At 68.8% G+C, this 23,490-nt stretch carries 19 protein-coding genes and 1 pseudogene; 11 read left to right on the top strand and 9 right to left on the bottom strand.

Annotated elements, in window-relative coordinates:
* Window positions 1–38: 38 nt before the first annotated feature.
* Together C1737_RS00310 and C1737_RS00305 are read left to right on the top strand one after the other, a co-directional pair.
* A complete protein-coding gene (locus tag C1737_RS00310) occupies window positions 39–1,181 on the top strand; it encodes a BTAD domain-containing putative transcriptional regulator (protein ID WP_102416921.1) in 1,143 nt (380 codons plus the stop codon).
* A gap of 157 nt (window positions 1,182–1,338) precedes the next feature.
* Window positions 1,339–3,058: pseudogene (locus C1737_RS00305) on the top strand (serine/threonine-protein kinase).
* 60 nt (window positions 3,059–3,118) lie between these two features.
* Here the strand turns inward: C1737_RS00305 and C1737_RS00300 are convergent.
* From C1737_RS00300 to C1737_RS26515, 3 genes are all read right to left on the bottom strand, one after another.
* Complete coding sequence (locus C1737_RS00300) at window positions 3,119–3,703, bottom strand: hypothetical protein (RefSeq protein ID WP_102416920.1); 585 nt, start codon at window positions 3,701–3,703, stop codon at window positions 3,119–3,121.
* Window positions 3,704–4,016: 313 nt separating this feature from the next.
* Window positions 4,017–5,135: an adenylate cyclase regulatory domain-containing protein gene (locus tag C1737_RS00295; protein WP_102416919.1), complete on the bottom strand. Its 1,119-nt coding sequence runs from the start codon at window positions 5,133–5,135 to the stop codon at window positions 4,017–4,019.
* Window positions 5,093–5,356: a hypothetical protein gene (locus C1737_RS26515; RefSeq protein ID WP_142393402.1), complete on the bottom strand. Its 264-nt coding sequence runs from the start codon at window positions 5,354–5,356 to the stop codon at window positions 5,093–5,095. The genes C1737_RS00295 and C1737_RS26515 overlap by 43 nt, the downstream gene beginning before the upstream one ends.
* A 16-nt stretch (window positions 5,357–5,372) precedes the next feature.
* Between C1737_RS26515 and C1737_RS00290 the strand changes: the two genes are divergently transcribed.
* Window positions 5,373–5,867: a DNA-deoxyinosine glycosylase gene (locus C1737_RS00290; RefSeq protein WP_102416918.1), complete on the top strand. Its 495-nt coding sequence runs from the start codon at window positions 5,373–5,375 to the stop codon at window positions 5,865–5,867.
* Here C1737_RS00290 and C1737_RS00285 read toward each other — a convergent pair.
* Window positions 5,862–7,265: an amidase gene (locus C1737_RS00285; protein ID WP_369807460.1), complete on the bottom strand. Its 1,404-nt coding sequence runs from the start codon at window positions 7,263–7,265 to the stop codon at window positions 5,862–5,864. The two genes, C1737_RS00290 and C1737_RS00285, sit on opposite strands and share 6 nt — an antisense overlap.
* A gap of 37 nt (window positions 7,266–7,302) precedes the next feature.
* On the opposite strand from C1737_RS00285, the gene C1737_RS00280 reads away from it, so the two are divergent.
* The 3 genes from C1737_RS00280 (at window position 7,303) to C1737_RS00270 (ending at window position 12,221) form a co-directional block, all read left to right on the top strand.
* Window positions 7,303–7,731 (top strand): HIT family protein, encoded by a 429-nt coding sequence (locus C1737_RS00280; protein WP_067927147.1) that lies wholly within the window; start codon window positions 7,303–7,305, stop codon window positions 7,729–7,731.
* Between the two features lie 10 nt (window positions 7,732–7,741).
* Window positions 7,742–8,188: a nitroreductase family deazaflavin-dependent oxidoreductase gene (locus C1737_RS00275; RefSeq protein ID WP_067927069.1), complete on the top strand. Its 447-nt coding sequence runs from the start codon at window positions 7,742–7,744 to the stop codon at window positions 8,186–8,188.
* Window positions 8,189–8,279: 91 nt separating this feature from the next.
* Window positions 8,280–12,221 carry a bifunctional diguanylate cyclase/phosphodiesterase gene (locus C1737_RS00270; RefSeq protein WP_102416916.1) on the top strand — a complete coding sequence of 1,314 codons (3,942 nt, stop codon included), beginning with the start codon at window positions 8,280–8,282 and terminating at the stop codon, window positions 12,219–12,221.
* A gap of 4 nt (window positions 12,222–12,225) precedes the next feature.
* On the opposite strand, the gene C1737_RS00265 is transcribed toward C1737_RS00270, so the two are convergent.
* Genes C1737_RS00265 through C1737_RS00255 form a run of 3 tightly spaced genes read right to left on the bottom strand, consistent with a single transcriptional unit; the run spans window position 12,226 to window position 15,269 of the window.
* Window positions 12,226–13,257: an LLM class flavin-dependent oxidoreductase gene (locus tag C1737_RS00265; protein WP_102416915.1), complete on the bottom strand. Its 1,032-nt coding sequence runs from the start codon at window positions 13,255–13,257 to the stop codon at window positions 12,226–12,228.
* Window positions 13,258–13,314: 57 nt separating this feature from the next.
* Complete coding sequence (locus tag C1737_RS00260; RefSeq protein WP_102416914.1) at window positions 13,315–14,445, bottom strand: FAD-binding protein; 1,131 nt, start codon at window positions 14,443–14,445, stop codon at window positions 13,315–13,317.
* On the bottom strand, window positions 14,442–15,269 hold the full coding sequence (locus tag C1737_RS00255; protein WP_102416913.1) for a uracil-DNA glycosylase: 828 nt from the start codon (window positions 15,267–15,269) through the stop codon (window positions 14,442–14,444). The genes C1737_RS00260 and C1737_RS00255 overlap by 4 nt, the downstream gene beginning before the upstream one ends.
* Before the next feature lie 82 nt (window positions 15,270–15,351).
* On the opposite strand from C1737_RS00255, the gene C1737_RS00250 reads away from it, so the two are divergent.
* From C1737_RS00250 to C1737_RS00235, 4 genes are all read left to right on the top strand, one after another.
* Complete coding sequence (locus C1737_RS00250) at window positions 15,352–16,599, top strand: MFS transporter (RefSeq protein WP_102416912.1); 1,248 nt, start codon at window positions 15,352–15,354, stop codon at window positions 16,597–16,599.
* A gap of 11 nt (window positions 16,600–16,610) precedes the next feature.
* Complete coding sequence (locus C1737_RS00245; protein ID WP_102416911.1) at window positions 16,611–17,978, top strand: FAD-binding oxidoreductase; 1,368 nt, start codon at window positions 16,611–16,613, stop codon at window positions 17,976–17,978.
* Between the two features lie 116 nt (window positions 17,979–18,094).
* Window positions 18,095–19,336 (top strand): cytochrome P450, encoded by a 1,242-nt coding sequence (locus tag C1737_RS00240; RefSeq protein WP_199182760.1) that lies wholly within the window; start codon window positions 18,095–18,097, stop codon window positions 19,334–19,336.
* Entirely contained in the window at window positions 19,336–19,914 is a 579-nt protein-coding gene (locus tag C1737_RS00235) for a TetR/AcrR family transcriptional regulator (RefSeq protein WP_068094336.1), read from the top strand. Before C1737_RS00240 ends, C1737_RS00235 begins: the two co-directional genes overlap by 1 nt.
* A gap of 13 nt (window positions 19,915–19,927) precedes the next feature.
* Here the strand turns inward: C1737_RS00235 and C1737_RS00230 are convergent, their stop codons facing one another.
* Window positions 19,928–21,067, bottom strand: a complete 1,140-nt coding sequence (locus C1737_RS00230; protein ID WP_102416909.1) for an acyltransferase — start codon at window positions 21,065–21,067, stop codon at window positions 19,928–19,930.
* Complete coding sequence (locus tag C1737_RS00225) at window positions 21,064–22,764, bottom strand: DEAD/DEAH box helicase (RefSeq protein WP_068094329.1); 1,701 nt, start codon at window positions 22,762–22,764, stop codon at window positions 21,064–21,066. Before C1737_RS00225 ends, C1737_RS00230 begins: the two co-directional genes overlap by 4 nt.
* A 119-nt stretch (window positions 22,765–22,883) precedes the next feature.
* Here C1737_RS00225 and C1737_RS00220 point away from each other — a divergent pair, with 119 nt between their 5' ends.
* The gene (locus C1737_RS00220; protein WP_068094327.1) at window positions 22,884–23,483 is read left to right on the top strand and encodes an LppP/LprE family lipoprotein; all 600 of its coding nucleotides are present in this window, start codon (window positions 22,884–22,886) and stop codon (window positions 23,481–23,483) included.
* Window positions 23,484–23,490: the final 7 nt, after the last annotated feature.

Here is a 23,490-nt window from a genome sequence, read left to right as displayed (position 1 = left end):
CAATGGCAAGCACAATGGGCCGGAAGGACCGATAGTCGATGGTGGACAAGCGTCTCGAACTCGGTCTGCTCGGACCGTTGGACATGAGCGTTGACGGCACCCCGGTGGCCCTGGGCACCCCCAAACAGCGGGCGGTGCTGGCCATGCTGCTGATGAACCGCAACAGCCCCGTCGGGGTCGACCGGCTCATCACCGCCCTGTGGGACGACGCGCCCCCGTCGGGGGCACGGGCCAGCATCCATTCCTATGTGTCCAACCTCCGCAAGTTGCTCGGCACGGCCGGCATCGACCCGCGAGCGGTGCTGGCCGCGGCGCCGCCTGGTTACCGGCTCACCATCACCGAAAACGCTTGCGATCTGGGCCGATTCATTGCCGAGAAGACCGCGGGCGTGCACGCGGCCGCCAGGGGCGAATTCGAAGACGCCAGCCAGCACCTGACCGCCGCTTTGGCGCAATGGCGCGGGCCCGTGCTCGAGGACCTGCGCGAGTTCGGGTTCGTCGACACCTTCGCGACTTCCCTTGTCGAGGAGAAACTTCAGGTCCACGGCGCGAAGGCGGAGGCCGAAATCGCCTGCGGGCGCGCGTCCGCCGTGATCACGGAGCTGGAGGCGCTGACCGGCGAGCACCCCTACCGGGAACCGCTATGGGCCCAACTGATCACGGCCTACTACCTCACGGACCGCCAATCGGACGCGCTGGCCGCCTACCGCCGGGTCAAGACCACGCTCGCCGACGACCTGGGGATCGACCCGGGGCCGACGCTGCGGTCGCTCAACGAGCGGATACTGCGGCAGGAACCGCTGGACGTGAAGCGCAGCGCCAAGACCGCCGCCGTCGACACCGTCACGGTCCTCGAAGAGCATGCGATGACGTCCGGGCAGCGGGCCATCGCCTACCTGCACGAGGCCTCGGGACGCAGCTACGCGCTGCGAGAGGCGGCAACCCGGATCGGGCGGCTCGGCGACAACGACATCGTCCTCGACAACCCCAAAGTCAGCCGCCACCATGCCGTCATCGTCGACACGGGCACCAGCTTCATCATCAACGACCTCCGATCGTCCAACGGGGTCCACGTGCAACACGAGCGAATCCGCTCCGTTGCCACGCTGCGCGACGGCGATCACGTCCGCATCTGCGACTACGAATTCACGTTTCAGATCGCCGGCGACGGCGAGAGTTAGCAACACCGCGTCCGCCCGGGAAATCGGGTGATTGTCATGCGTCGGGCCGGGTGGGGGCTTACCGTCATGGTTGCTGGGTCAGGGAATTGCGGCTGACCGGTGCGCCCGGTGATTGTCGGGTGGCGATGGTGTGGTGGCTGGGTGTGAAGGATCGGCGATGAGCGATGAGCAGGCCTCGCGGGTGGGTTCGGATTTCGGGCCTTATCACCTGAAGCGCCTGCTTGGACGCGGTGGAATGGGCGAGGTTTACGAGGCCGAGCACACCGTCAAGGAATGGACGGTGGCGGTCAAGCTGCTCTCGGAGGCCTTCAGCAAGGACCCGGTGTTTCGGGAGCGGATGAAACGCGAAGCCCGCACCGCCGGTCGTTTGCAGGAGCCGCACGTGGTGCCCATCCACGACTACGGCGAGATCGACGGCCAGATGTTCTTGGAGATGCGCCTGATCGAGGGCACCGATTTGGACGGTGTGCTCAAACGCTTCGGCCCGCTGTCCCCGCCGCGGGCGGTGGCCATCATCACCCAGATCGCCTCGGCGCTGGATGCCGCCCACGCCGCCGGGGTCATGCACCGCGACGTCAAACCGCAAAACATCCTCATCACCCGCGACGACTTCGCCTACCTCGTCGACTTCGGGATCGCCAGCGCCACCACCGACGAAAAGCTGACCCAGCTGGGCACCGCCGTCGGAACATGGAAATACATGGCGCCGGAACGGTTTTCCAACGCCGAGGTCACCTACCGCGCCGACATCTACGCCCTGGCCTGCGTGCTCTACGAATGCCTCACGGGATCCCCGCCGTACACGTCCAGCAGCGCGGGCGCGCTGGTCACCGCCCACACCATGGACCCCGTACCCCAGCCCAGCGCGCTGCGGCCGGGTATTCCCAAGGGCTTCGACGCGGTGATCAGCCGCGGCATGGCCAAGAAGCCCGAGGACCGCTACGCGAGCGCCGGCGACCTCGCCCTGGCCGCCCACGACGCGCTCAGCGACCCCGACCAAGACCACGCCGCCACCATCCTGCGCCGCAGTCAGGAAGCCACCCTGCCGGGCACCGTCATGGCCCCTCCCCCCACACCGCCGCCGGCACCGGAGTCGCCCTCCGATACCCGCGCAAAGCGCCCCGACCTGGCGGCCCGACAGCGGCCCCATCCCGGCCGCCGCCCAGCCCCCGGCCACACCGCCCTATTACCAAGCCAGCGCCCATTGGGGCGGCCCTCCACCGCAATTCGGCGGACCGGGGTGGAACCAACCCCCACCCAAACGACGCAACCCCTGGCCCATCATCGCCGCCGTCGCCGCGTTGGTGGTTGTCGTTGCGCTCGCCGCCGTCGGCATCGTCGTGGTCATGGGAGGCGACGACGGTAACCCGCAGGCGAACCGCACCTCGACCACGTCGAGCACCACCAGGGCCGTCACCACCACGACAACGACCCGGGCCGGCAACCCGCAGAGCAAGCTGCTCGGCATGCTGCCCACCGGGTATCCCGGCGGCGCTTGCACGCCCGCGACCCCCAAGTCGAACAGCATCTGGGTGAATGCGCTGGCCATGGTCGACTGCGACCAGAACACCAATCAGGGTGGGCCGTCTCGGGCCGTCTATGGACTGTTCGCCGACGAGGACGTGCTGAAGAAGGCGTTCGACGACGACGTGGCCGCCGTGCAACTGACGAACTGCCCGGGAGCGGGGCAGTCACCGGATGGCTGGCACCACGACAGCACCCCCACGGTGACCGCCGGCACGATCGCGTGCGGAACCTACAAGAACCACCCGAACGTCATCTGGACCAACGAGGCCAAACTCATGCTCTGTGACGTCTACGGGGATCCGCCCGCCCTCGAAGACCTGCACACGTGGTGGACCAACTACGGCGGCTGAGATCTGGTCAAACCCCAACCGGGGCATAGTTTCTCGGTTCGGGGCGGCCGGGGCACCGGCCTACGACTGAAGGTCCGGGCCCTCCGCGCGCAAGTCGTCGACCGCCGACATGGCGTTACGCAACTTGGCCAGCCATTCCTCGGCATGTTCACCGACCAGCTTGACCGACCACGCCAGAGCGTCGGCGCGAGACCGGGCGACACCGGCATCCACCAGCGTGTCGAGCACCTGCCGCTCGGGTTGCTTCAAGCGTGTCATCACCGGAACCGCGATGTGAGTGAACAGGATTCGTTCTGCGCCGGCTTTGGAACCGACCTCGACACCCCAGGAAACCTTGCGCCCGTAGCGATCTTGCGCCTCGTCGGCGATGTGCATTCGCTCCGAACGGGTTTCCTCGCGGAACCGGGAAGCACGTCCTTCCGCGCGGGCCCCGGTCTCCTCGTTCTCCGCGCCCTGCGGTTCCGGCAGCCGCCCGATGACGGTGATTTCCTCGCGGTCGACGATGACCGTCGGGTCGCCGTCGAACCAGCTTTCGGGCAGACGCCCGGCGAACCATTCCGCGGCGTCGCTGGCGTCGGGTTGTTGGGCTTGCTGCCAGCCGCCGGGGCGGCCGTAGCGCCGGCCGTGCGTGTGATGCGATTTCATAATTACATGATTACACCGTTACACGGGTTAGGGAACAGCGTTCACCGGCGGCGAACGCCGCCCGGCGACGGCACACGCGTCGTGGGCGACGGGCCCGCGAACGGCCGTCCGCGAAAAGGTGTGTTTAAGTGCGGAGAACCCGTTGATATGACCTGCGTCACGTTGTATTTTTGGTAGCGAAGCAGGCCCGGAAACGACCAATTCAAAGCGCCGGAAGTCAGGGTAGAAGACCGGCCGCGTAGGACCCGCGCATGACGGAGCCCAACGCCCCCCAGAGTCGTCCGGGCCTGCCCATGTCGGACGGATGTCCGACTCAGTCCCCGCCGTCGCCCCGGCGAATACGGAAGAGCTTGACCTCGTTCTTGATGCCCTTGAGGCGGCGCGCACCTGCGAACGACCCGTTGAACTCGCCGATGTCCGCAACGGTCTCCCAGGCCGAATCCGCCGCCAGCACGGTGCCCGGACGCGCCACACCGGTGACCCGGCTGGCGACGTTGACCGGGCTGCCGAACCAGTCGCCCGCCCGGCTCACCGCCATGCCGGAGGCCACGCCCGCCCGCAGCCGTGGGAAGTCGTTGTCGGTGTCCACGGCCTCGACCAGCTTCACCACCACGTCGAGCATGGGCAGCGGGTCGGGGCAGACGAACATCACCGCGTCGCCGATCGTCTTGATGAATCGCACCGGCGGGGTGGTGATGTCGCGCGCCAGGACCGCCAGTCGGTTGGCCAGATGCCCCAGCTCCTCCGCCGACACCGCTTCGCCGATCCGGGTGAAGCCGACGAGGTCCGCGAAGGCGACGGTGATCTGGCGCGCACCCGGCAGGGGTTTGCCGGCGGCGCGCTCGGCCGCGTTGACCGCTTCGGTCTCCATCATGTGACGCAGCTGCATGAACAGCATGTGCTGGATCATCGGCCCGAGCTCGGGCGCGATTTCACCCACCAAAGCCTTTGAGGCCTTGGCGATTTCGAGCTCGGTGGCGCCGGGCCGCATGATCGCCGAAAGCGCGGTGTAGCGCATGACCTCGGCGGCGCGTGAGAGCCCTTCGGCGAGCACCCGGACCACGAGCACCACTTGCTCGGGGTCCAGCCCGAGCTCGACGAAACGCTGGGCGTAGGCGGCGGCTTCGCCGTCGGCGCGCATGTGCACGACCGCGTCGGGGTCCTCCACCCGGGCCAGGCCGATCGCGCGCTGCACCCGCTGCAAGAGATCCAGGTCGATGCCGTGGGTCTCGCTGATCTCGCGGGCGGACACGTAGGTGCCGTCGTCACCCATGAGGTGGCGGGTCGCCAGCAGCAGCGGGGGGTTCGTGGCCCTGATCTCGTCGGGGGTGATGCCCTGCTCGAGCAGCCACTCGACCAGCTCCGCCCGCTCAGCGCGTGCGCTGCCCTCTAGTCCGTCGAGCAGGTCCCCGTCCACGTCGCCAACGTACAACGGGCGTCGATCGCGAGCGCGGCGAAGCCGGGCGAAGCGGGTCGGCGCGAATAGGTCCCGTCGATCGCGAGCGCGGCGAAGCCGGGCGAAGCGGGTCGGCGCGAATAGGTCCCGCCGATCGCGAGCGCGGCGAAGCCGGGCGAAGCGGGTCGGCGCGAATAGGTCCGGCCGATCGCGAGCGCGGCGAAGCCGGGCGAAGCGGGTCGGCGTCGACAGGACACGTCATGATCTGAAGTGATGAGCGCACCGCTGCTGGGGGGTTTTCCACCGGTCGTCGACGAGAATGCCCGGGTGCTGATCCTGGGTTCGTTTCCGAGCGCCCAATCCCTGGCGGTAGGCCAGTATTATGGGAATCCGCGAAATGCGTTCTGGGCGATCACCGGCGAGCTGTTCGGGTTCGACGCGGCGGCGCCGTACGAAAAGCGGCTGACCGCCCTGCAATCGGCGGGCGTGGCCCTCTGGGACGTGGTGCGCGCCTGCCGCCGCGCCGGCAGCGCGGACTCGGCAATCGAACCCAGGAGCGTGGTGGTCAACGAGTTCGGCGAACTGTTCGCGCGGTACCCCGCCATCGCGCGGGTGTACTTCAACGGCGCCAAGGCCGCCGCGCTGTACCACAGGCTGGCCGAGGCCGATGAGCGCATCGACTACCGACGATTGCCGTCGACGAGCCCGGCCCACGCCGTGCGACCCGGCGTCAAGCTGGCCGCCTGGCGCGAAATTCTTCGCTCATGACACCGGCGGTCGCCGATGCGCCCACGGCCTGGCGGACTCGATCTGCGCGGCCAGCGACAACAACGTCGCCTCCGCGAACGGCCGGCCCACCAGCTGCACGGCGATCGGCAGGCCGTCGCCGTCGAAGTCCCACGGGACGGCCGCGGCGGGCTGCCCTGTCAGGTTCCACACCTGCTGGTAGGGCACGCGCTGCGCCACCGCCAGCAGCGTCCACACCGCGCCGCGGCGTTGGTAGGCACCGATTCGGGACGGCCCCGTGGCGTTGCCCGGCGTGACGACGACGTCGACGTCGTCGAAGATCGACTGGATCCGGGCACTCGCCGCCGCCTCGGCCTCGCGGAGGGCGACCATCCTGCGATCGGAGAACAGCGAACCGGCGCGCGCCAGGTTGCGGGTGCGCGCTTCCAGGCGTTCGGGATGCGCCAGTGCGTCGGCGTCGTCGCTGATACCCCGCAGATAGCGGGGCAGGTAGTTGGTCATGATGGCCGACGGCGGATAGTCGGGTTCGGCGCGGATGACGTCATGGCCCAGATCGCGCAGCAACGCGCCGGCCTGTTCGACCGCCGTGAGCTGCTCCTTGCCGATCCTGACGGGCAACGGCGTGGGAACCTTCGTGCTCAAGGCGATGCGCAGCCGACCGGGGCTACGCGCCGCCGCGGCCGAGAACTCCCCTTCGGGCCCCGGCACGGTGGATGTCGCATCGAGGAACAGCGCGGCGTCCAGCACCGACCGGGCCAGCGGGCCGTTGACGCTGAGCCCGTGCCACGCGTCGTCATGCGGCTCCAACGACACCCGGTCGCGTTGGGGCTTCAGACCGAACAGGCCACACCAGATCGCCGGGATGCGAATCGAGCCACCACCGTCGGATCCCAGCGCCAGCGGAGCCAGGCCGGCGGCCACCGCCGCCGCGCTGCCGCCACTGCTGCCGCCCGGGGTGCGGGTGAGGTTCCAGGGGTTGCGGGTCGCCCCGAAGGCCAGCGACTCGGTGTAGGGAAACATCATCAGCTCGGGCACATTGGTTTTGCCGAGGATGACGGCGCCGGCGGCGCGGAGCCGGCGGACCACCTCCGCATCGGAGTTCGCCGCGGGCCGGTGCCCGCCGCTGCCGTACGTCGTCACCTCGCCGGCGACGTCGACGTCGTCTTTGATCGCGATCGGCACCCCGAGCAGCGGCAGCCGCTCACCCGCGTCGAGGCGGTCCTGCGCGACGGCCGCCTCATAGCGCGCGCTGTCGGCCAACACCACGCGGTAGCAGCGCAACTGGCTGTCCAGCCGCGCGATCCGCTCCAGATAGATCTCGAGCAGCTCGGGCGCGGTCAGCTCACCGTCGGCCAGCATGCGGGCCTGAGTGGCCGCGCCGGCATAAGCCACATCGCGGGCCGCGTCGCGAGCGTCCACTGCGGCAGCGTATCCCCCGGCCAGTACCGTGGGCGACATGTCCTGCGTGTTCTGTGCGATTGTCGCCGGTGAGGCCCCGGCCATCCGGATCTGTGAAGACGACGAGTATGTGGCCATCCTTGACATCCGCCCGTTCACCCGAGGCCACACCCTCGTGATCCCCAAGCGCCACAGCGTGGATCTCACCGACACCCCGCCCGAGACGCTGGCCGGGATGATCACGATCGGCCAGCGGATCGCCCGTGCCGCCCGCGCAACCGAATTGGCCGACGCGACCAACATCGCCATCAACGACGGCGGCGCCGCCTTCCAGACGGTGTTCCACATTCATCTGCACGTGCTGCCCCGGCGCAACGGCGACAAGCTGTCGGTCGCCAAAGGGATGCTGCTGAGGCGCGATCCCGACCGGGACGCCACCGCGCAGATCCTGCGTTCGGCACTGGCCCGCATCGACGCCAGCCAGTAATACTGGGCTGATGGCATTTCCGTCCTGGGTCGAGCAGCGTCTACTGCCCCCGATGTTGCGCCTGCACGACACCGTCTATCGCAAGACGAACGGCTGGATCGGTCATCGCTTCCTGCTGATACCCAGCCTGCTGCTGCATACCGTCGGCGCCAAGACGGGCCAACCGCGTACCGCGGCGCTCACCTATGCGCGCGACGGCGATGACTACCTGGTGGTCGCTTCCAGGGGCGGCGATCCCCGCGCCCCCGGGTGGTATCACAACCTGCGGAAGAATCCGGACGTGGAAATCAACGTCGGCCCAAGGCGTTTTGCGGTCACCGCCCGCCCCGTGTTACCGGATGATGCCGATTACCCGCGGCTATGGCAGATCGTCAACAAGAACAACGGCGACCGCTACACGGCGTACCAGAAGAAGACGTCGCGGCCGATTCCGGTCGTGGTACTCACGCGGCGTTGACCTTAGACCTGGTGGGGAGGTTTATTCTCCACTAGCGCACGGTGAACTCTTGGACTGCTCACCGCACGGCGCAGGATGAGCTGGAGTGGGTATGAAGCCGTGGGCGGGCAATCCTTGGCGGCGATTCCGGCTGCCCCCGCGCCTGGGTCGGCTCGTCCTCGGTGTCTACGGTTCGGCGGCCGCGCTGGTGGTCGCGTCTTCGATCGCGAACTGGAGGGGCGTCTACGCGACGCGGCCGGTCGACGAAATCGCTCTCGCGGCGTGCCTGCTGTTCGGGGCGGGGTGCGCGGGCTACGCGGCCCTGTCCGCAGACGGTCGGCACCGGGCCGGGTGGCTGGCGATGGTGACGGCCCTGTTGGGCTGGGCGGCCGGCGAGGTCATCTGGGCCGTGTACGACGTGCGTCCGGAGCTGGCCCACGCCACGCATCCGGCCGCCGCCGAGATCGTGCTGTTGCTCTGGCCGTTCGGCGCCTTCACGTCGTTGGTGCTGTTGTCGCGCTTCTCCCGGCACAGCCCGCGGCGACTGGTGCTGGACGGCCTGATCGTGGCGACGTCGCTGTTCGTGGTGTCGTGGGTCTTCGTCCTCGAGAAACAACTGCGCGAGGACAGCGGCTCCCGGGCGACGACGATCCCCGAAGTCTTCAACGACGTCCTCCTGCTGACGACCTCGATCCTGATGCTGTCCCGGGTCCGTCGCGGCGACCCGCCGAGCCGCAACCTGCTGGCCGGGGGCGTGACGGCGATCAGCGTCGCGGACATCGCGATGGTGTTCAAGAGCGGGATCGGCAGCTATCAGGTGAGCGATCTCGTGGATCTGGGCAGAGTAGCCGGCCTGGGCATGATCGCGCTCGCCGCGCTGTCCAGCGTCCACGAGGTGCCGGCGCCGGGGTCGCGTGACGACGAAATACGGTCGCGCACCCGGCTGTGGTTGCCGTACCTGCCACTGCTGGTGGCCGCCGCGGTCGGGCTGACCCGCGCGGTCAGGTTGATGACGCACGGACCTCTGCTGATGGCGCTGGGGATCCTGGTTGCGGCGGTGCTCGTCCGGCAGTTCGTCATGCTGATGGAGAACCAGAGGCTGCTGTCCGAGGTGGCGCGGGAAGCGTTCCGCGACAGTCTGACGGGACTGGCCAACAGGGCGTATTTCCTTGATCGGCTGGAACAGGCCGTCGCCCGGCGGAATTGCGACATCGCACCCATCGGGGTGTTGTGTCTCGACCTCGACAACTTCAAATCGGTCAACGACGCCCTGGGCCACCCCGCCGGTGACGAACTGCTGGTCCGGGTCGCCGGGCGACTCACCGCCACGTTGGGCGACAAGTGCGTCACCGCTCGCCTCGGTGGTGACGAATTCGCCGTCCTCCTCGAGGGCCCCATCGAAGAGTCGCATGTGGCAGCGCATCGAGTCCTCGAGGCGTTCAACACCCCGATCCTGGTCGACGGCGTTCCCATACCGGTCCGGCCGAGTGTCGGCTTCACGGTCGCGACCGCCGCGTCGGAATGCACCGTCGAGCAGCTCCTCCGGCACGCCGACCTGGCCATGTACACCGCCAAACGCGAAGGCGGCCAATGCGTTCGGAGCTTTGTGCCCGATCTGCCGCTCTCCTATCCCTCCCCGGCAATCGCGCCCGCCGAGCCGGCCATCGCGCTGGCCGAGCCGGCAATCGCGGCGCCGGTCGTCGCGACGAGCACGACGCAGATGCGCAGGCGCGCCGCCGACGTGGACGTGTCACGACCCGCACGGCCGCAGGACGGGGTCGACGGCGTTCGGTGGCCCCCGACGCCGATCCGGATCGCCTTGGCGGGCTTGATCATCGGCGTGGTCTCCTTCACGGTGACCAGCGTCGTCGCACCGAATGCCGGCCACAGCGTCTTCTTCGCCAAATCCCTGTATTCAGCGTTGAACCTGCTGGCGGCCGGGCTGATCGCCGTTCGCGCGTACCGCCTCAAAGCCGACCGGCTTGCGTGGTCTCTGATCGCGGCGGGCATGGCGCTCTCGGCGCTCGGTGATGTCGTGTACGCGTTGTGGGTGCCGAACGCGCACTCACCGTCGGTTGCCGATCCCGAATACCTGGCGTTCTACCCGTTCGTCTATGCCGGGATAGTGCTGCTGATGCGATCCCGCCTCAAGCGGGTGCCGATGCCGGTACGCCTCGATTCCCTGGTGTGCGCGCTGGCCGTGGCCGCACTGGCAGCGGCGCTGCGGGACGGGCCCATGCATGCGGCCGCGCACCGGACACCCGCGACAGTGTTGGTAGGCCTGATCTATCCGTGGGGCGACCTGGTGCTGCTGGCCCTGGCCGTCGGCATGCTGCCAATCCTCGGCTGGCGCAGCGAGTTTCGCTGGGCCTTCCTTGTCGTCGGGCTAATCGGTTTCGCGGTCGCGGACACCGCGTACCTCTTCCAGACGTCGGCGGGCTCGTACCGGGTAGGCACCACGCTGGACGCGCTCTGGCCGGCCTCGTCGCTGCTGGTGGCGCTGGCCAGCTGGGCGCGGGGGTCGTCGGCGGCACCGGTGACGCGGCGCGGACTCGACGCCTACGCCGTTCCGGTGACGTGCACCGTCGTGGCACTCGGTGTCGCCATCCTGGGGCACGATTCGCGGCTCGCATCCACGCTCGCCGCGCTGAGTCTGGTGGCGGTCGCCGCCCGATTCTCGGTGACGTTCCGGGATGTCAGCCTGCTGGCCGAAAGCCACAAACAGGCCATGACCGACGAATTGACCACACTGCCCAATCGGCGGTCGCTGGCAACGGCGCTGACCGCGCTGTCGGCGTCCGACTTGCCGGCGAGAACGTCGTCGCGTCGCGCGCTGCTCTTGCTGAATCTGCCCCAGCTGCGGGAGATCAACCACTCGGTCGGTCGCCACTTCGGCGATGAGTTGTTGTGGCGGGTCGCAAACCGGCTCGCGCACAACATGCGTCGCGACGACCTGCTCGCCCGCGTGAGCGACGAAGAATTCGCCATTCTGCTGGGCGAGGGATCGGACCTCGCCGCCGCACGGGCCCAGGCGGGCCGGTTACTCGAGGCCATCAGCATCCCGTTCGAACTGGACGCGATCAGTGTGCAGGTCGACGCCTGCGTCGCCATCGCGTTGTACCCCGATCATTGCGATCACCCGCAGGAGCTGTTGAATCGCGCCGAGGCGGCAATCCCGTACGCCAAGTCCGCCCTCAGCAGGATCGCGGTGTACGAGTCGGGCTTCGAGGTGGATCGCGACCACGACCCCAACCTCATCCGGGAGCTGCGCGCCGCGCTGATCGATGGCGACGAGCTGACGGTGCACTACCAGCCGAAGGTCAACGCCAGCGACGGAAGCGTGCACAGCGTCGAGGCCCTGCTGCGCTGGCAGCACCCCGCGCGCGGGTTGCTGTTGCCCGAAGAGTTCCTCCCGGCCGCCGAACGCGCCGGGTTGATGCGCACGTTGGCCAATCGCACCATCAACCTCACCCTCGAACAGGTCCGGTTCTGGCGCGATCAGGGCATCGCGCTGACGGTCGCGGTGAACCTGTCGACGACGAACCTGCTCGATCTGGACCTCGCGGTCACCATCGAACGGCTGCTGCGGACCCACGGACTACCCCCGGACGCGCTGATCATCGAGATCACCGAGAGCGCCCTGGTCGACTCGGAGCGCTCCCGCAACACCGTCGCCGCCCTGCAGCTTCTCGGCGTTCGTATCTCGCTGGACGACTACGGCACCGGATGGTCGTCGCTGGCCCGTCTGCAGGATGTCTCGGTCGACGAGCTGAAATTGGACAGGAGATTCGTGGCGCGGCTGGCGCAGGATCCCCGATCGGTGGCCATCGTGCAGTCCACCGTGGACTTGGCGCAGAACCTGGGCGCCGACCTCGTCGCCGAGGGGGTGGAAGACGAGGCCACGCTGAGCGCGCTGCGGCGTTACGGCTGCACCATCACCCAGGGGTTCGTGCACAGCCCGCCGTTACCGGCGGACGAACTGCGGCGCTGGATCACCGGCCGCAGTGCGGTCGCCGGCCCCGTCGATTCGCAGCGATCGGGTGTGACGGACTGACCGGCTAGAACAATTCCTTGGCGAGCAGTTCCAGGGTCGCCACCCGCGCCGGCGCGGTGGCCGGCCGGGTGCCGCGGCGAGCCGAGGCCACCGGGTTGACCATGACCTCGTCGACGCCGAACCGTTGGGCGAGTGCCCGTAACTGGTCGGCGGCCTCGGCGGGCGTGCCCAGGACCGCGCGTCGCAACCCGCTCTCCACGATCTGCTGCTGCTGCGGCGTCAGCTCCGCGCCCTGTGCCTCCTCGACGAGCGGCACCGGCCCCAGGGGCTGTCCGGTGCGCAGCTTCGCCATCATCTGCAGATTGGGCAGCATCAACGCCGTTGCCTCGTCGCGGGTTTCGGCCACCGCCGCGTTCACCGTCAGGAACGTCACCGGCTCGGCGGCCACGGCGCTGGGCTTGAACCGGGAGCGGTAGAGCTCGAGCGCCTCCTCGGTCCCCTGCCCCGAGAAGTGGTGCGCGAACACGTAGGGCAACCCCTTGGCGGCGGCCAAGTGCGCCGAGTACATGGACGAGCCCAGCAGCCACAGGCGGGGTTCACCGGCGGCCGCCGGGGTGGCCTTGAGCCGATAGTTCCCCGAGCGCAGCGGCACCACCACGCCGCGCGCGCTCATCAACGCCGCCACGTCGTCGAGGTATTCCGGAAAGTTCTCGATGTCTTCTTCGCCGCGGCCGCCGCGCAGCGCGTAGGCGGTCACCGGGTCCGACCCGGGCGCCCGCCCGATGCCCAGGTCGATGCGGCCAGGGGCCGCGGCTTCCAGCAGCGCGAACTGCTCGGCCACCGCCAGCGGCGCGTGGTTGGGCAGCATCACGCCGCCGGACCCGAGACGCAGCTGCGAGGTTTGCGCGGCCAGGTAGGCGATCAGGACCGGCGGGCTGGTGGCCCCGACGGAGGGCATGTTGTGATGCTCGGCGACCCAGTAGCGCGTGTAACCCAGCCGATCCGCGGCCTGGGCCAGTTGCACGGTTGCCGCCAGCGCATCGGCGGTCGTCTGATCCGTGCGGACCGGGACGAGATCAAGGACGGAAAGACGCACGTTCGCGTCAACGCCTTTCGGCGTGCGAACGTTCCCTCGGGCGCGCCTCCCCCAGGCTCAGTAGTCCTTCAGCGTGATCGAGCTGACGATCCGGTCGAAGACCTCCTGCGGTATCGGAGCCCCGCCGGGGATGTTGTCAACGACGAGCCATTGGTTGCGCTTGACGTAGTCGTTGAACTCTTTGTGGTAGTTGGCGAAACCGAGCTCGTAGTCGACCGTCCCGTCGTGAGTGGCCGCGGCGAGCTCCCCGGCCAGGATGTAGGCGCCCAGCAGGGCCACACTGGTCCCCTGGCCCGACAGCGGCGAGCAGCAGTATGCGGCGTCGCCGACCAGCGCGACCCGGCCCTTCGACCAGCGGTCCATCTTGATCTGCGACATTTCGTCGAAGTAGAAATCCGGTGCGCTGCGCATGTATTCCAGCAGCTGCGGACGCACCCACCCGTCGCCGGCCATCCGCCGTTCCAGCTCGGCGAACTGCGCCTGGGTGTCGCGGTAGTCGATCCGCAGCTCGGCGTCCATGAAACCGAGCATGGCCCGGGCCTCGGTGTTGTTGCGGGCGCTGTAGACCCCGGCCATGCTGGCGTCCCCGTAATGCCAGGTCTGCCAGTAGTCCAGGTCGAGGAAATTGGGCACGGTGAAGATCGCCGCATGCGTGCCCAGCCGCTCGATGAATTGCTCCTCGGGGCCGAACACCAACCGGCGCACGTTGGAGTGCAATCCGTCCGCGCCGATCACCAAGTCGAAGCTGCGCGCGGCTGCGCGTTCGAAGGTCACGTGGACGGCCGTACCGTCGTCGTCCAACCCGGTGATGGTGTCGTCGAAGATGTATTCCGCCGTCCATTGGCTTGCGCCGTACAGCAATTCGACCAGGTCGTCGCGCAGCAACTCGACGTCGGGGCTGTCGACGGGCCCACCCGTGGGCGTCGACTCGGTGTCGCGGGACAGCTCGTTGCCGTCGCTGTCGACGACGGAGGCGCCGCGGATTTGCGTCTTCCGCTTCTGGGCGGCGGCCAGCAGGCCCATGCGCTCCAGCACGTCCAGCGCCGGCCCGCGCACGTCGATCGCCTGGCCGCCCGGCCGCGGCCCGGGATGGCGCTCCACCACGGTGACCGAATAGCCATGGCGGCCAAGCCAATAAGCGGTCGTCGCACCGGCCACGCTAGCGCCAGAAATCAGAACGTCGGTCACTTAATCCCTGCCAGCCTTTTCGCGTCGCGAAAAACGTCGTCGAGCATTGCTGGTGTCAACCTACCGGTAAACATGTTTTGCTGACTGGGGTGGTAACAGCCGAGTAATCGCACGCCAGGCGCGAATTGCGCCACGACCCCGTGGCCGAACCGCGGCTTGCGCATCGCGGACGCGCCGGGCAGCCGCAGCGCGATTTGCCAGGCGAATCCGCCCAGAGCCACGATCGTGCGCACATGCTCGGCGACCAGCCGCCATTCGGCCTCCAGCCAGGGCCAGCAGGTGTCGCGCTCCGCCGGTGTCGGCGCGTTGGCCGGGGGCGCACACCGCACCGGTGCGGCGATCCGAACGCCGTTGGCCCGCAACCCGTCCGCCGCATCCACGCTGGTCGGCTGGTTCACCAGCCCGGCCCGGTGCAGCGCGGCATAGAGCTGGTCGCCGGACCGGTCCCCGGTGAACATGCGGCCCGTCCGGTTGGCGCCGTGCGCGGCGGGCGCCAACCCGACGATCAACAACCAGGGCCGTTCCGACCCCCAGCCCGGCACCGGGCGGCCCCAGTACGGCTGGTCGGCGAAGGCCCGCCGTTTCAGGACGGCCACGTCCTCGCGCCAGTCGACCAGCCGCGGGCAGGCGCGGCAGACACTGATCAGGGCGTCGAGTTCGGGGATCGACGCGGCGCGGGGCGCCAGCGCGGCGACCTGTGCGGCGTCGGCGGCGACGTCCGTCTCCGGGGTCGCCGGGTCGCCCGGCCATCCGGTGCCGGGGACCACGGGAGAATCGAACGCCTGGCCGGTACGAGGGTGGACGAGCACATGAACATCCTGCAGTCAACCGGCAGGCGACGGCCGAACGCCCCGAATAATCGGTGGTACCGCCGCGGGTCAGCCGTTAAGTTCTCACCGAATACCCATGAGCCATACGAGCCGCGGCCCGGCGTTTCTGATCCTGTTCGCCACACTGCTGGCGACGGCCGGCACCGGCATCTCGATAGTCGCGTTCCCGTGGCTGGCGTTGCAGCACCGCGACAGCGCCAAGGACGCGTCGATCGTGGCGGCCGCGATGACGCTGCCCCTCGTGTTGTCCACCCTGGTGGCCGGGACCGCGGTGGATTTCTTCGGGCGCCGCCGGATATCGCTCGTCTCCGATGCGCTGTCCGGCGCGGCGGTGAGCGTCATCCCCCTGACCGCGTGGGCGCTCGGGGCAGGCGCGATCAACGTCACCGAGCTTGCCGTGGTGGCCTTCTGCGCGGCGGCTTTCGACCCGGCCGGGGCGACGGCGCGCCAGTCGATGCTGCCGGAGGCGGCCGCCCGCGCGGGCTGGTCGCTGGACCGCACCAACAGCGTCTACGAGGCCATTCTCAACCTGGCCTACATCGTGGGGCCCGGCATCGGCGGTTTGATGATCGCCACGGTCGGCGGCATCAACACGATGTGGGTCACGGCCGGTTGCTTCGGGATGTCCTTCCTGGCGATCGGCGCGCTGCGGCTCGAGGGTGCCGGCAAGCCGCACCACGCGACCCGACCCGACGGGTTGATGTCCGGCATCGTCGAAGGGCTGCGGTTCGTCTGGAATCTGCGGGTGCTGCGGACGCTCGCCCTGATCGACCTGGTTGTGACCGCCCTCTACCTGCCGATGGAAAGCGTGCTGTTCCCCAAGTACTTCACCGACCGGCACCAGCCCGCCCAGCTGGGTTGGGCTCTGATGGCGCTCGGGGTGGGCGGCGTCGCGGGCGCGCTGGGCTACGCGGTGCTGTCGAAACGCACCCGCCGGCGGACGGCGGTGCTGACGGCGACGCTCACCTTCGGCGCCGCGACGGTCGGCATCGCCTTCCTGCCGCCGCTGCCGGTGATCCTCGTACTGTGCGGGGTGACGGGGCTGGTCTACGGGCCGATCCAGCCGATCTATAACTACGTCATGCAGACCCGGGCGCCGCACCATCTGCGCGGCCGGGTGGTCGGGGTGATGACGGGGTTGATGTACGCCGCGGGCCCGTTGGGCTTGCTGGTGGCCGGGCCCCTGGCCGACGCCGCAGGGCTCAAGGCCACCTTCCTGGCGTTGGCGGTACCGATCCTGTTGATCGGGCTGGTCGCCTTGAGGCTGCCGTCGCTGAGGGAAGTGGACCGCGCGCCGGAGTTCGCCGGGGATGGCGGGCCCTAGGATCGAAGGCTGTGAGCAGTGATGTCCTGGCCGAGCTGATCTCCGGCCTGCCCGACGGGATGGTCGTGACCGACCCGGCCGTCACCGAGGGCTACCGCCAGGACCGCGCCTTCGACCCGTCGGCCGGCAAACCGTTGGCGGTGGTGCGCCCGCGGTGCACCGAGGACGTACAGACCGTGCTGCGCTGGGCCACCCGCCACCGGGTGCCGGTGGTGACCCGCGGAGCCGGTAGCGGGCTGTCCGGCGGGGCGACGGCGCTGGACAACGGCATCGTCCTGTCGACGGAGAGGATGCGCGACATCGCCGTCGACCCGGTGACGCGCACGGCGGTGTGTCAGGCCGGCCTGTTCAACGCCGAGGTCAAGAAGGCCGTCGCCGAGTACGGCCTGTGGTATCCCCCGGACCCGTCGTCGTTCGAAATCTGCAGCATCGGCGGCAACATCGCCACCAACGCCGGCGGCCTGTGTTGCGTGAAATACGGCGTGACCACCGACTACGTGCTGGGCATGCAGGTGGTGTTGGCCGACGGTACCGCGGTCCGGCTCGGCGGTCCGCGGTTAAAGGATGTGGCCGGGCTGTCGCTGACCAAGCTTTTCGTCGGCAGCGAGGGCACGCTGGGAGTCGTCACCGAGGTCACGCTGCGCCTGGTTCCCAAGCAGAACGCGTCCGGCATCGTGGTGGCCTCGTTCGCGTCGGTGGAGGCGGCCGTGGACGCGGTGCTCGGGGTTGTTGGGTGCCTGCGCCCGTCGATGCTGGAGTTCATGGATTCGGTGGCCATCAACGCCGTCGAGGACACCTTGCGCATGGACCTGGACCGAGGGGCGGCCGCCATGCTGGTGGCCGGCTCCGACGAAAGGGGACGCGCGGGCTCCGAGGACGCCGAGATCATGGCCGCGGTGTTCGCCGAAAACGGTGCGACGGAAGTGTTTTCGACCGACGATCCCGACGAGGGCGAGGCCTTCGTCGCCGCCCGCCGGTTCTGCATCCCCGCGGTCGAGGCGAAGGGATCGCTCTTGCTCGAAGACGTCGGGGTCCCGCTCCCGGCACTGGGCCGGTTGGTCACCGGCATCGCGCGCATCGCCGCCGAGCGTGACCTGACGATCTCGGTGATCGCCCACGCCGGCGACGGCAACACCCACCCGTTGATCGTGTACGACCCCGCGGACGTCGCCATGACCGAGCGGGCCCACCTCGCCTTCGGCGAGATCATGGACCTGGCCGTCGGGCTCGGCGGCACGATCACCGGTGAGCACGGCGTGGGCCGGTTGAAGCGGCCGTGGCTGGCGGGCTACCTCGGCCCCGAGGTGATGGACCTCAACCGGCGGATCAAGCAGGCCCTGGACCCGCAGGGGATTCTGAACCCGGGCGCGGGGATCTAGGTAGCGTTGCTCGACTGCCCGGCTGGCCGGGCGCGTGATGTCGACCGCCCGGCTGGCCGGGGCGCCCGGCGGTAGGCCACGTTGACATTCTGAGCTGATTGTCGTACCAATGAGACATGGCTGTGGTTATGTCTCACAACGTGCCGGTCACGTTCGAGCTGGCGACCGCCGACACCTGGCCGGATCCCTGGCCGATGTACCGGGCGCTTCGCGACCACGATCCGGTGCACCACGTCGTCCCGGCCAGACGGCCCGAGCACGACTACTACGTGCTGTCCCGGCACGCCGACGTGTGGGCCGCCGCGCGCGACCACGAGACGTTCTCCTCCGCGCAGGGACTGACGGTCAACTACGGTGACCTGGAAATGATCGGGCTGCAGGACAATCCGCCGATGGTGATGCAGGATCCGCCGGTGCACACCGAGTTTCGGAAACTGGTGTCGCGCGGCTTCACGCCACGACAGGTGGAGGCGGTGGAGCCCAAGGTGCGCGAATTCGTCGTCGAGCGCATCGAGAGGCTGCGCGCCGCCGGCGGCGGCGACATCGTCACCGAGCTGTTCAAACCGCTGCCGTCGATGGTGGTCGCGCACTACCTCGGTGTCCCCGAAGCGGATCGAGCGCAATTCGACCGGTGGACGGATGTGATCGTCGCGGCCAACACCGCCGAAGGCGGCGTCGCCGGCGCACTGGAAACGGTTGGCGACGCGGTCGGGTCGATGATGGCCTACTTCACCGGTTTGATCGAGCGCCGCCGAACCAAGCCCGGCGACGACACCATCTCCCATTTGGTGGCCGCCGGCGTGGGCGCCGGCGGCGATATCGCCGGCACCCTCTCGGTGCTGGCGTTCACGTTCACCATGGTCACCGGCGGCAACGACACCACCACCGGAATGCTCGGTGGCTCAATGCCTTTGCTGCATCAGCGTCCCGACCAGCGGCGGCTTCTGGTCGACGATCCGGGGTTGATCCCCGATGCCGTCGAGGAATTGCTCAGGCTGACCTCGCCGGTGCAGGGACTGGCGCGCACCACCACCCGCGACGTGACTCTTCACGGCACGACCATCCCCGCCGCGCGGAAGGTGTTCCTGCTGTACGGGTCGGCCAACCGGGACGAGCGCCAATACGGGCCGGACGCAGGTGAACTCGACGTCACCCGCTGCCCGCGCAACATCCTGACCTTCAGCCACGGCGCCCACCATTGCCTCGGCGCGGCGGCGGCGCGCATGCAATCCCGTGTCGCTCTGACCGAATTGCTGGCCCGCTGCCCCGATTTCGAGGTCGATGAGTCCGCGATCGTCTGGTCGGGCGGCAGTTACGTGCGCCGCCCGCTGTCGGTACCGATCCGGGTGAAGTCCTGATGCCGAACGACTGGCTGGGCACGCAGCGCACCGAAGCGGCCGCGGACCGGATCCTCGACGCCGCCGAGCGACTCTACACCGAGCGCGACCACGCTTCGATCGGCATGAACGAAATCGCCAGGGCCGCAGGATGTTCGCGCGCGACGCTGTACCGGTACTTCGAGAACCGCGAGGCGTTGCGGACCGCCTACGTGCACCGCGAAACCCGCAGGCTCAGCCGCGCGATCAAGGAGCAGATCGGCGGCATCGACGATCCCCGGGAACGACTCGTCGCGAGCATCACCGCCACGCTGCGGATGGTTCGCGGCAGCCGCGCGTTGGCGTCGTGGTTCGCCATCACCCGGCCGCCGATCGGCGTCGAGGTGGCCGGACAGTCCGAGGTGATCACCGCCCTGGCCGCCGCGTTCATCGGCTCCCTCGGGCCGGAAGACCCCGCCGTCGTGGAGCGCCGGGCGCGCTGGATGGTGCGAGTGATCAGTTCGCTGCTGCAGTTCCCGGGCCGAGACGACGCCGACGAGCGGGCGATGATCGAAGAGTTCGTCGTGCCGATCGTGACGCCGGTTTCGGCCCGCGGCTAGGCGCCCGGGCGGCTCAGGTTCGCACGCGCGTGAAGCGGTGCAGCAGCCAGGCCAGCGGAATCGTCAGCACCATCGTCGCGAGGAACAGGTACAGCATCGAGCCGGTGTAGACGTGGGCGCGAACGATGTAGACCATGGCGAATTCCATGGTGATCAGGTGGATCAGGAAGATCTCGTAGGAGATCTCCCCCAGCCACACCATCGGCCGGGTCGCCAGCAGCCGCCAGTACCAGCCCTGGTCCCCCAGGGCCAGCGGCGCCACCGCGAGCGCGGCGATCACGGCATAGAAGCAGGTCTTGAACAGCGCCTCGCTCAGCGTCGCCGGCGAGGTGGTGGGCGCGCCGGCGATGGGCGTGGAGACGATGAAATAGCAGACGATCGCCAGCGGTATGGCCACGAAGGCGTAACCGCGCACGCCCATCGCCTGCAGGACGGCCAGCAACATCCCGGCGAGGAACCAGGCCAGGTAGGTGGGCAGCCACAGCCGCGCGCCGTCGGGAAACCAGTGATCGGTGTGCACGAGAACCAGCCAGGCCGGGCTGACCAAGGTCAAGCCGGCCAGCGCACCCAGCAGGAGTCTCGGCTGCCAGCGCCGTCGGCAGACGAGCACCAAGAGCACGTAGGCCAGCAGCGGGAGCAGCACGTAGAACGACGCTTCCACCGCGAGGCTCCACATCTGCGTCAGCCCCTGATGCAGGTACTTGCCCAGGTACCCGTTGCAGTAGATCTGCGTCAGCGTCAGGTTGCGCACCAGGCCGAGCCACGTGTGTCCGGGGTTGGGTCCCGCTTCGCGGAAGTGGTACAGCACGTAGGCGAACAGCACGGTGATCACGTAGGCCGGCATGATGCGTCGAACCCGGTGCCACGCATAGCGACTCAGCGACGGCGGCGGCGCGCCGGTGGCGGCCGATTTGAGCCACGGACGGAACAGCAGGAAGCCGGACAGCACGAAGAAGATCGGCACGCCGATCTCCATGCGAGAGCCGACCAGGCCCCAATAGCCGTGGGTGTACTTGCCGGTGCTGTAGGCCGCGTGCGTGCCGACGACGAGGAGGGCGGCGACGGCGCGTACTCCGGTCAGCGACGCGACCCGGTCGACGTGGGCGGTCTGCTCGAGTCCGCCCTGGGCGTCTTGTTCTTCGGACAGGGTCATCCGGTGTGTTTCCTGCGCGGCTTCCCGCCGTCCCGGCCGCGCGGCTTGGTGGCCGACCGATCCGGCTGAAGATTGATGAGCACCCCCGAAATGCGGGTGCGTTCAAGCCTTTTCAGCGTCGACGGGGACAGCTTGGCCGGCAGCTCCACCAGCGAGAAGTCCGGGCCGATGGCGATGTGCCCGAAATCGCTGCGATGCAGCCCACCCTCGTTGGCGATGGCGCCGACGATCGCGCCCGGGCCGACCTTGTGCCGTTTACCCACCGCGATGCGGTAAGTGGTGAACGACCTTGTTTGCCTTGGCCTTTCGGGACGCTCGCGTTGTTCGGTATGCCGCTCACGGCGTTCACGCGGCGGCTCGGGCGACATCAGGAACTCTTCGCCGTCACGGGACTGCAGCGCCAGCGCCGCGGCGATGTCGGCCAACGGGACATCGTGCTCGCGCTCGTAGTCCTCGACCAGCTTGCGGAACAGGTCGATCCCCGGACGGCCCAGCGCGGCGGTGATGGAATCCGCGAACTTCGCCACCCGCTGGGCGTTGACGTCCTCGACGGTGGGCAGTTCCGCCTCGGTCAGCGTTTGCCGCGTCGCCTTCTCGATCGCCTTGAGCAGGTGGCGCTCCCGCGGGGAAACGAACAGCAGCGCGGTCCCCGAACGCCCGGCCCGACCGGTGCGCCCGATGCGATGCACGTAGGACTCGGTGTCGTGCGGAATGTCGTAGTTGAGCACATGCGATATGCGCTCCACGTCGAGCCCGCGCGCGGCCACGTCGGTGGCGACCAGGATGTCGATGCCGCCGTCCTTCAGCGCGGCGACAGTCCGCTCGCGCTGGCCCTGCGGGATGTCGCCGTTGATGGCCGCCGCGGAAAAGCCTCGGGCCCTGAGCTTCTCCGCGACCTCCTCGGTGGCCTGCTTGGTGCGTACGAAGACGATCATCGCCTCGAACGGCTCCACCTCGAGGACGCGGGTCAGCGCGTCCATCTTGCGCGGGCCGGCGACCTGGATGTATCGCTGCGAAATGTTCTCGGCCGTGGCGGTTTTGGCTTTGGTGGTGACCTCGAGCGGATCGTGCAGGTACTTGGTGGTGAGCTTGCGGATCGCGGGCGGCATGGTCGCCGAGAACAGGGCGACCTGCTTGTACTCGGGGGTGTCGGCCAGGATGCGTTCGACGTCCTCGGCGAAGCCCATGGTGAGCATCTCGTCCGCCTCGTCGAGCACCAGGTAGTCCACCCGCGACAGGTCCAGCGTCCCGCGCTCGAGATGGTCGATGACCCGGCCGGGCGTGCCCACGACCACCTGCGCGCCGCGTCGCAGGCCCGCCAGCTGCACGCTGTACGACGAGCCGCCGTAGATCGGCAGCACATTGACCTTCGGCAGATGGGCCCCGTAGCGGCTGAACGCCTCGGCCACCTGCAGGGCCAGCTCGCGGGTGGGCGCCAGCACCAGCGCCTGGGTCGCGGTGCTGGTGACGTCGATCTTGGACAGGATGGGGATGGCGAACGCCGCCGTCTTGCCCGTGCCGGTCTGCGCCAGCCCGACGACGTCCGAGCCCGCCATCAGCGCCGGGATGGTCGCGGCCTGGATGCCCGTGGGCGACTCGTAACCCACGTCGGCGATCGCCCGCAGGACCGAAGGGTTGATCTGCAGGTCGGCAAATGTGGGAGAGGCAGCCTCGGGCGAGCTGTCCGGAGTGGTCATCGCCCATGGAGTCTAGTGGTGATCGCGAGCTCAGCGGACATGAGCGCTGCGGGTCCGTGATCATGAGCACAGCCGTGCCCGGCCATGCCTGTCACACCTGTGCGCGCGATGACGGTACGGTGCCCGATGTGTGGTCGCCACCCCGCCGTACCGGGCCACTGACCGGCTCGGCCGCCGTCGCGTTGATCGCCATGACGTTGGCCGGCTGTGGTTCGGGGGACTCCACGGTCGCGAAGACGCCGCAGGCCACGACGACCACCGAGACCCCGTCCATCACCGCCCCGGCCCAGCCCTCGGGCGCCGCCGCGCCGCCCGGCAGCAATGCCGCGCCGGCCGACCCGTGCGCGGTCAACCTCGCCTCGCCCACCATCGCGAAGGTCGTCTCCGAGCTGCCACGCGACCCGCGCAGCCAGCAAGGCTGGAACCCGGAGCCGCTGGCCGGCAACTACAACCAGTGCGCCCAGTTGTCGGCGGTGATCATCAAGGCCAACACCAACGCCGTCAACCCCACCACCCGGGCGGTGCTGTTCCACCTCGGGCAGTTCATCCCGCAAGGGGTCCCCGACACCTACGGGTTCAACGGCGTCGACGCGACGCAGACCACCGGTGACACGGTGGCGCTGACCTACCCCAGCGGCATCAACGGGTTGAACACCGATGTGCGGTTCCACTGGAACGGCAACGGTGTGGAGCTGATCGGTAACGCCCCGGGCCGCTAGCCGGAAC

It is taken from the genome of Mycobacterium sp. 4858 (genome assembly GCF_900240975.1).
In the GTDB taxonomy this organism is placed as follows: Bacteria; Actinomycetota; Actinomycetes; order Mycobacteriales; family Mycobacteriaceae; genus Mycobacterium.
Note: the sequence above shows the minus strand (reverse complement) of the source record. Positions and strands in the feature narration are given on the sequence as shown.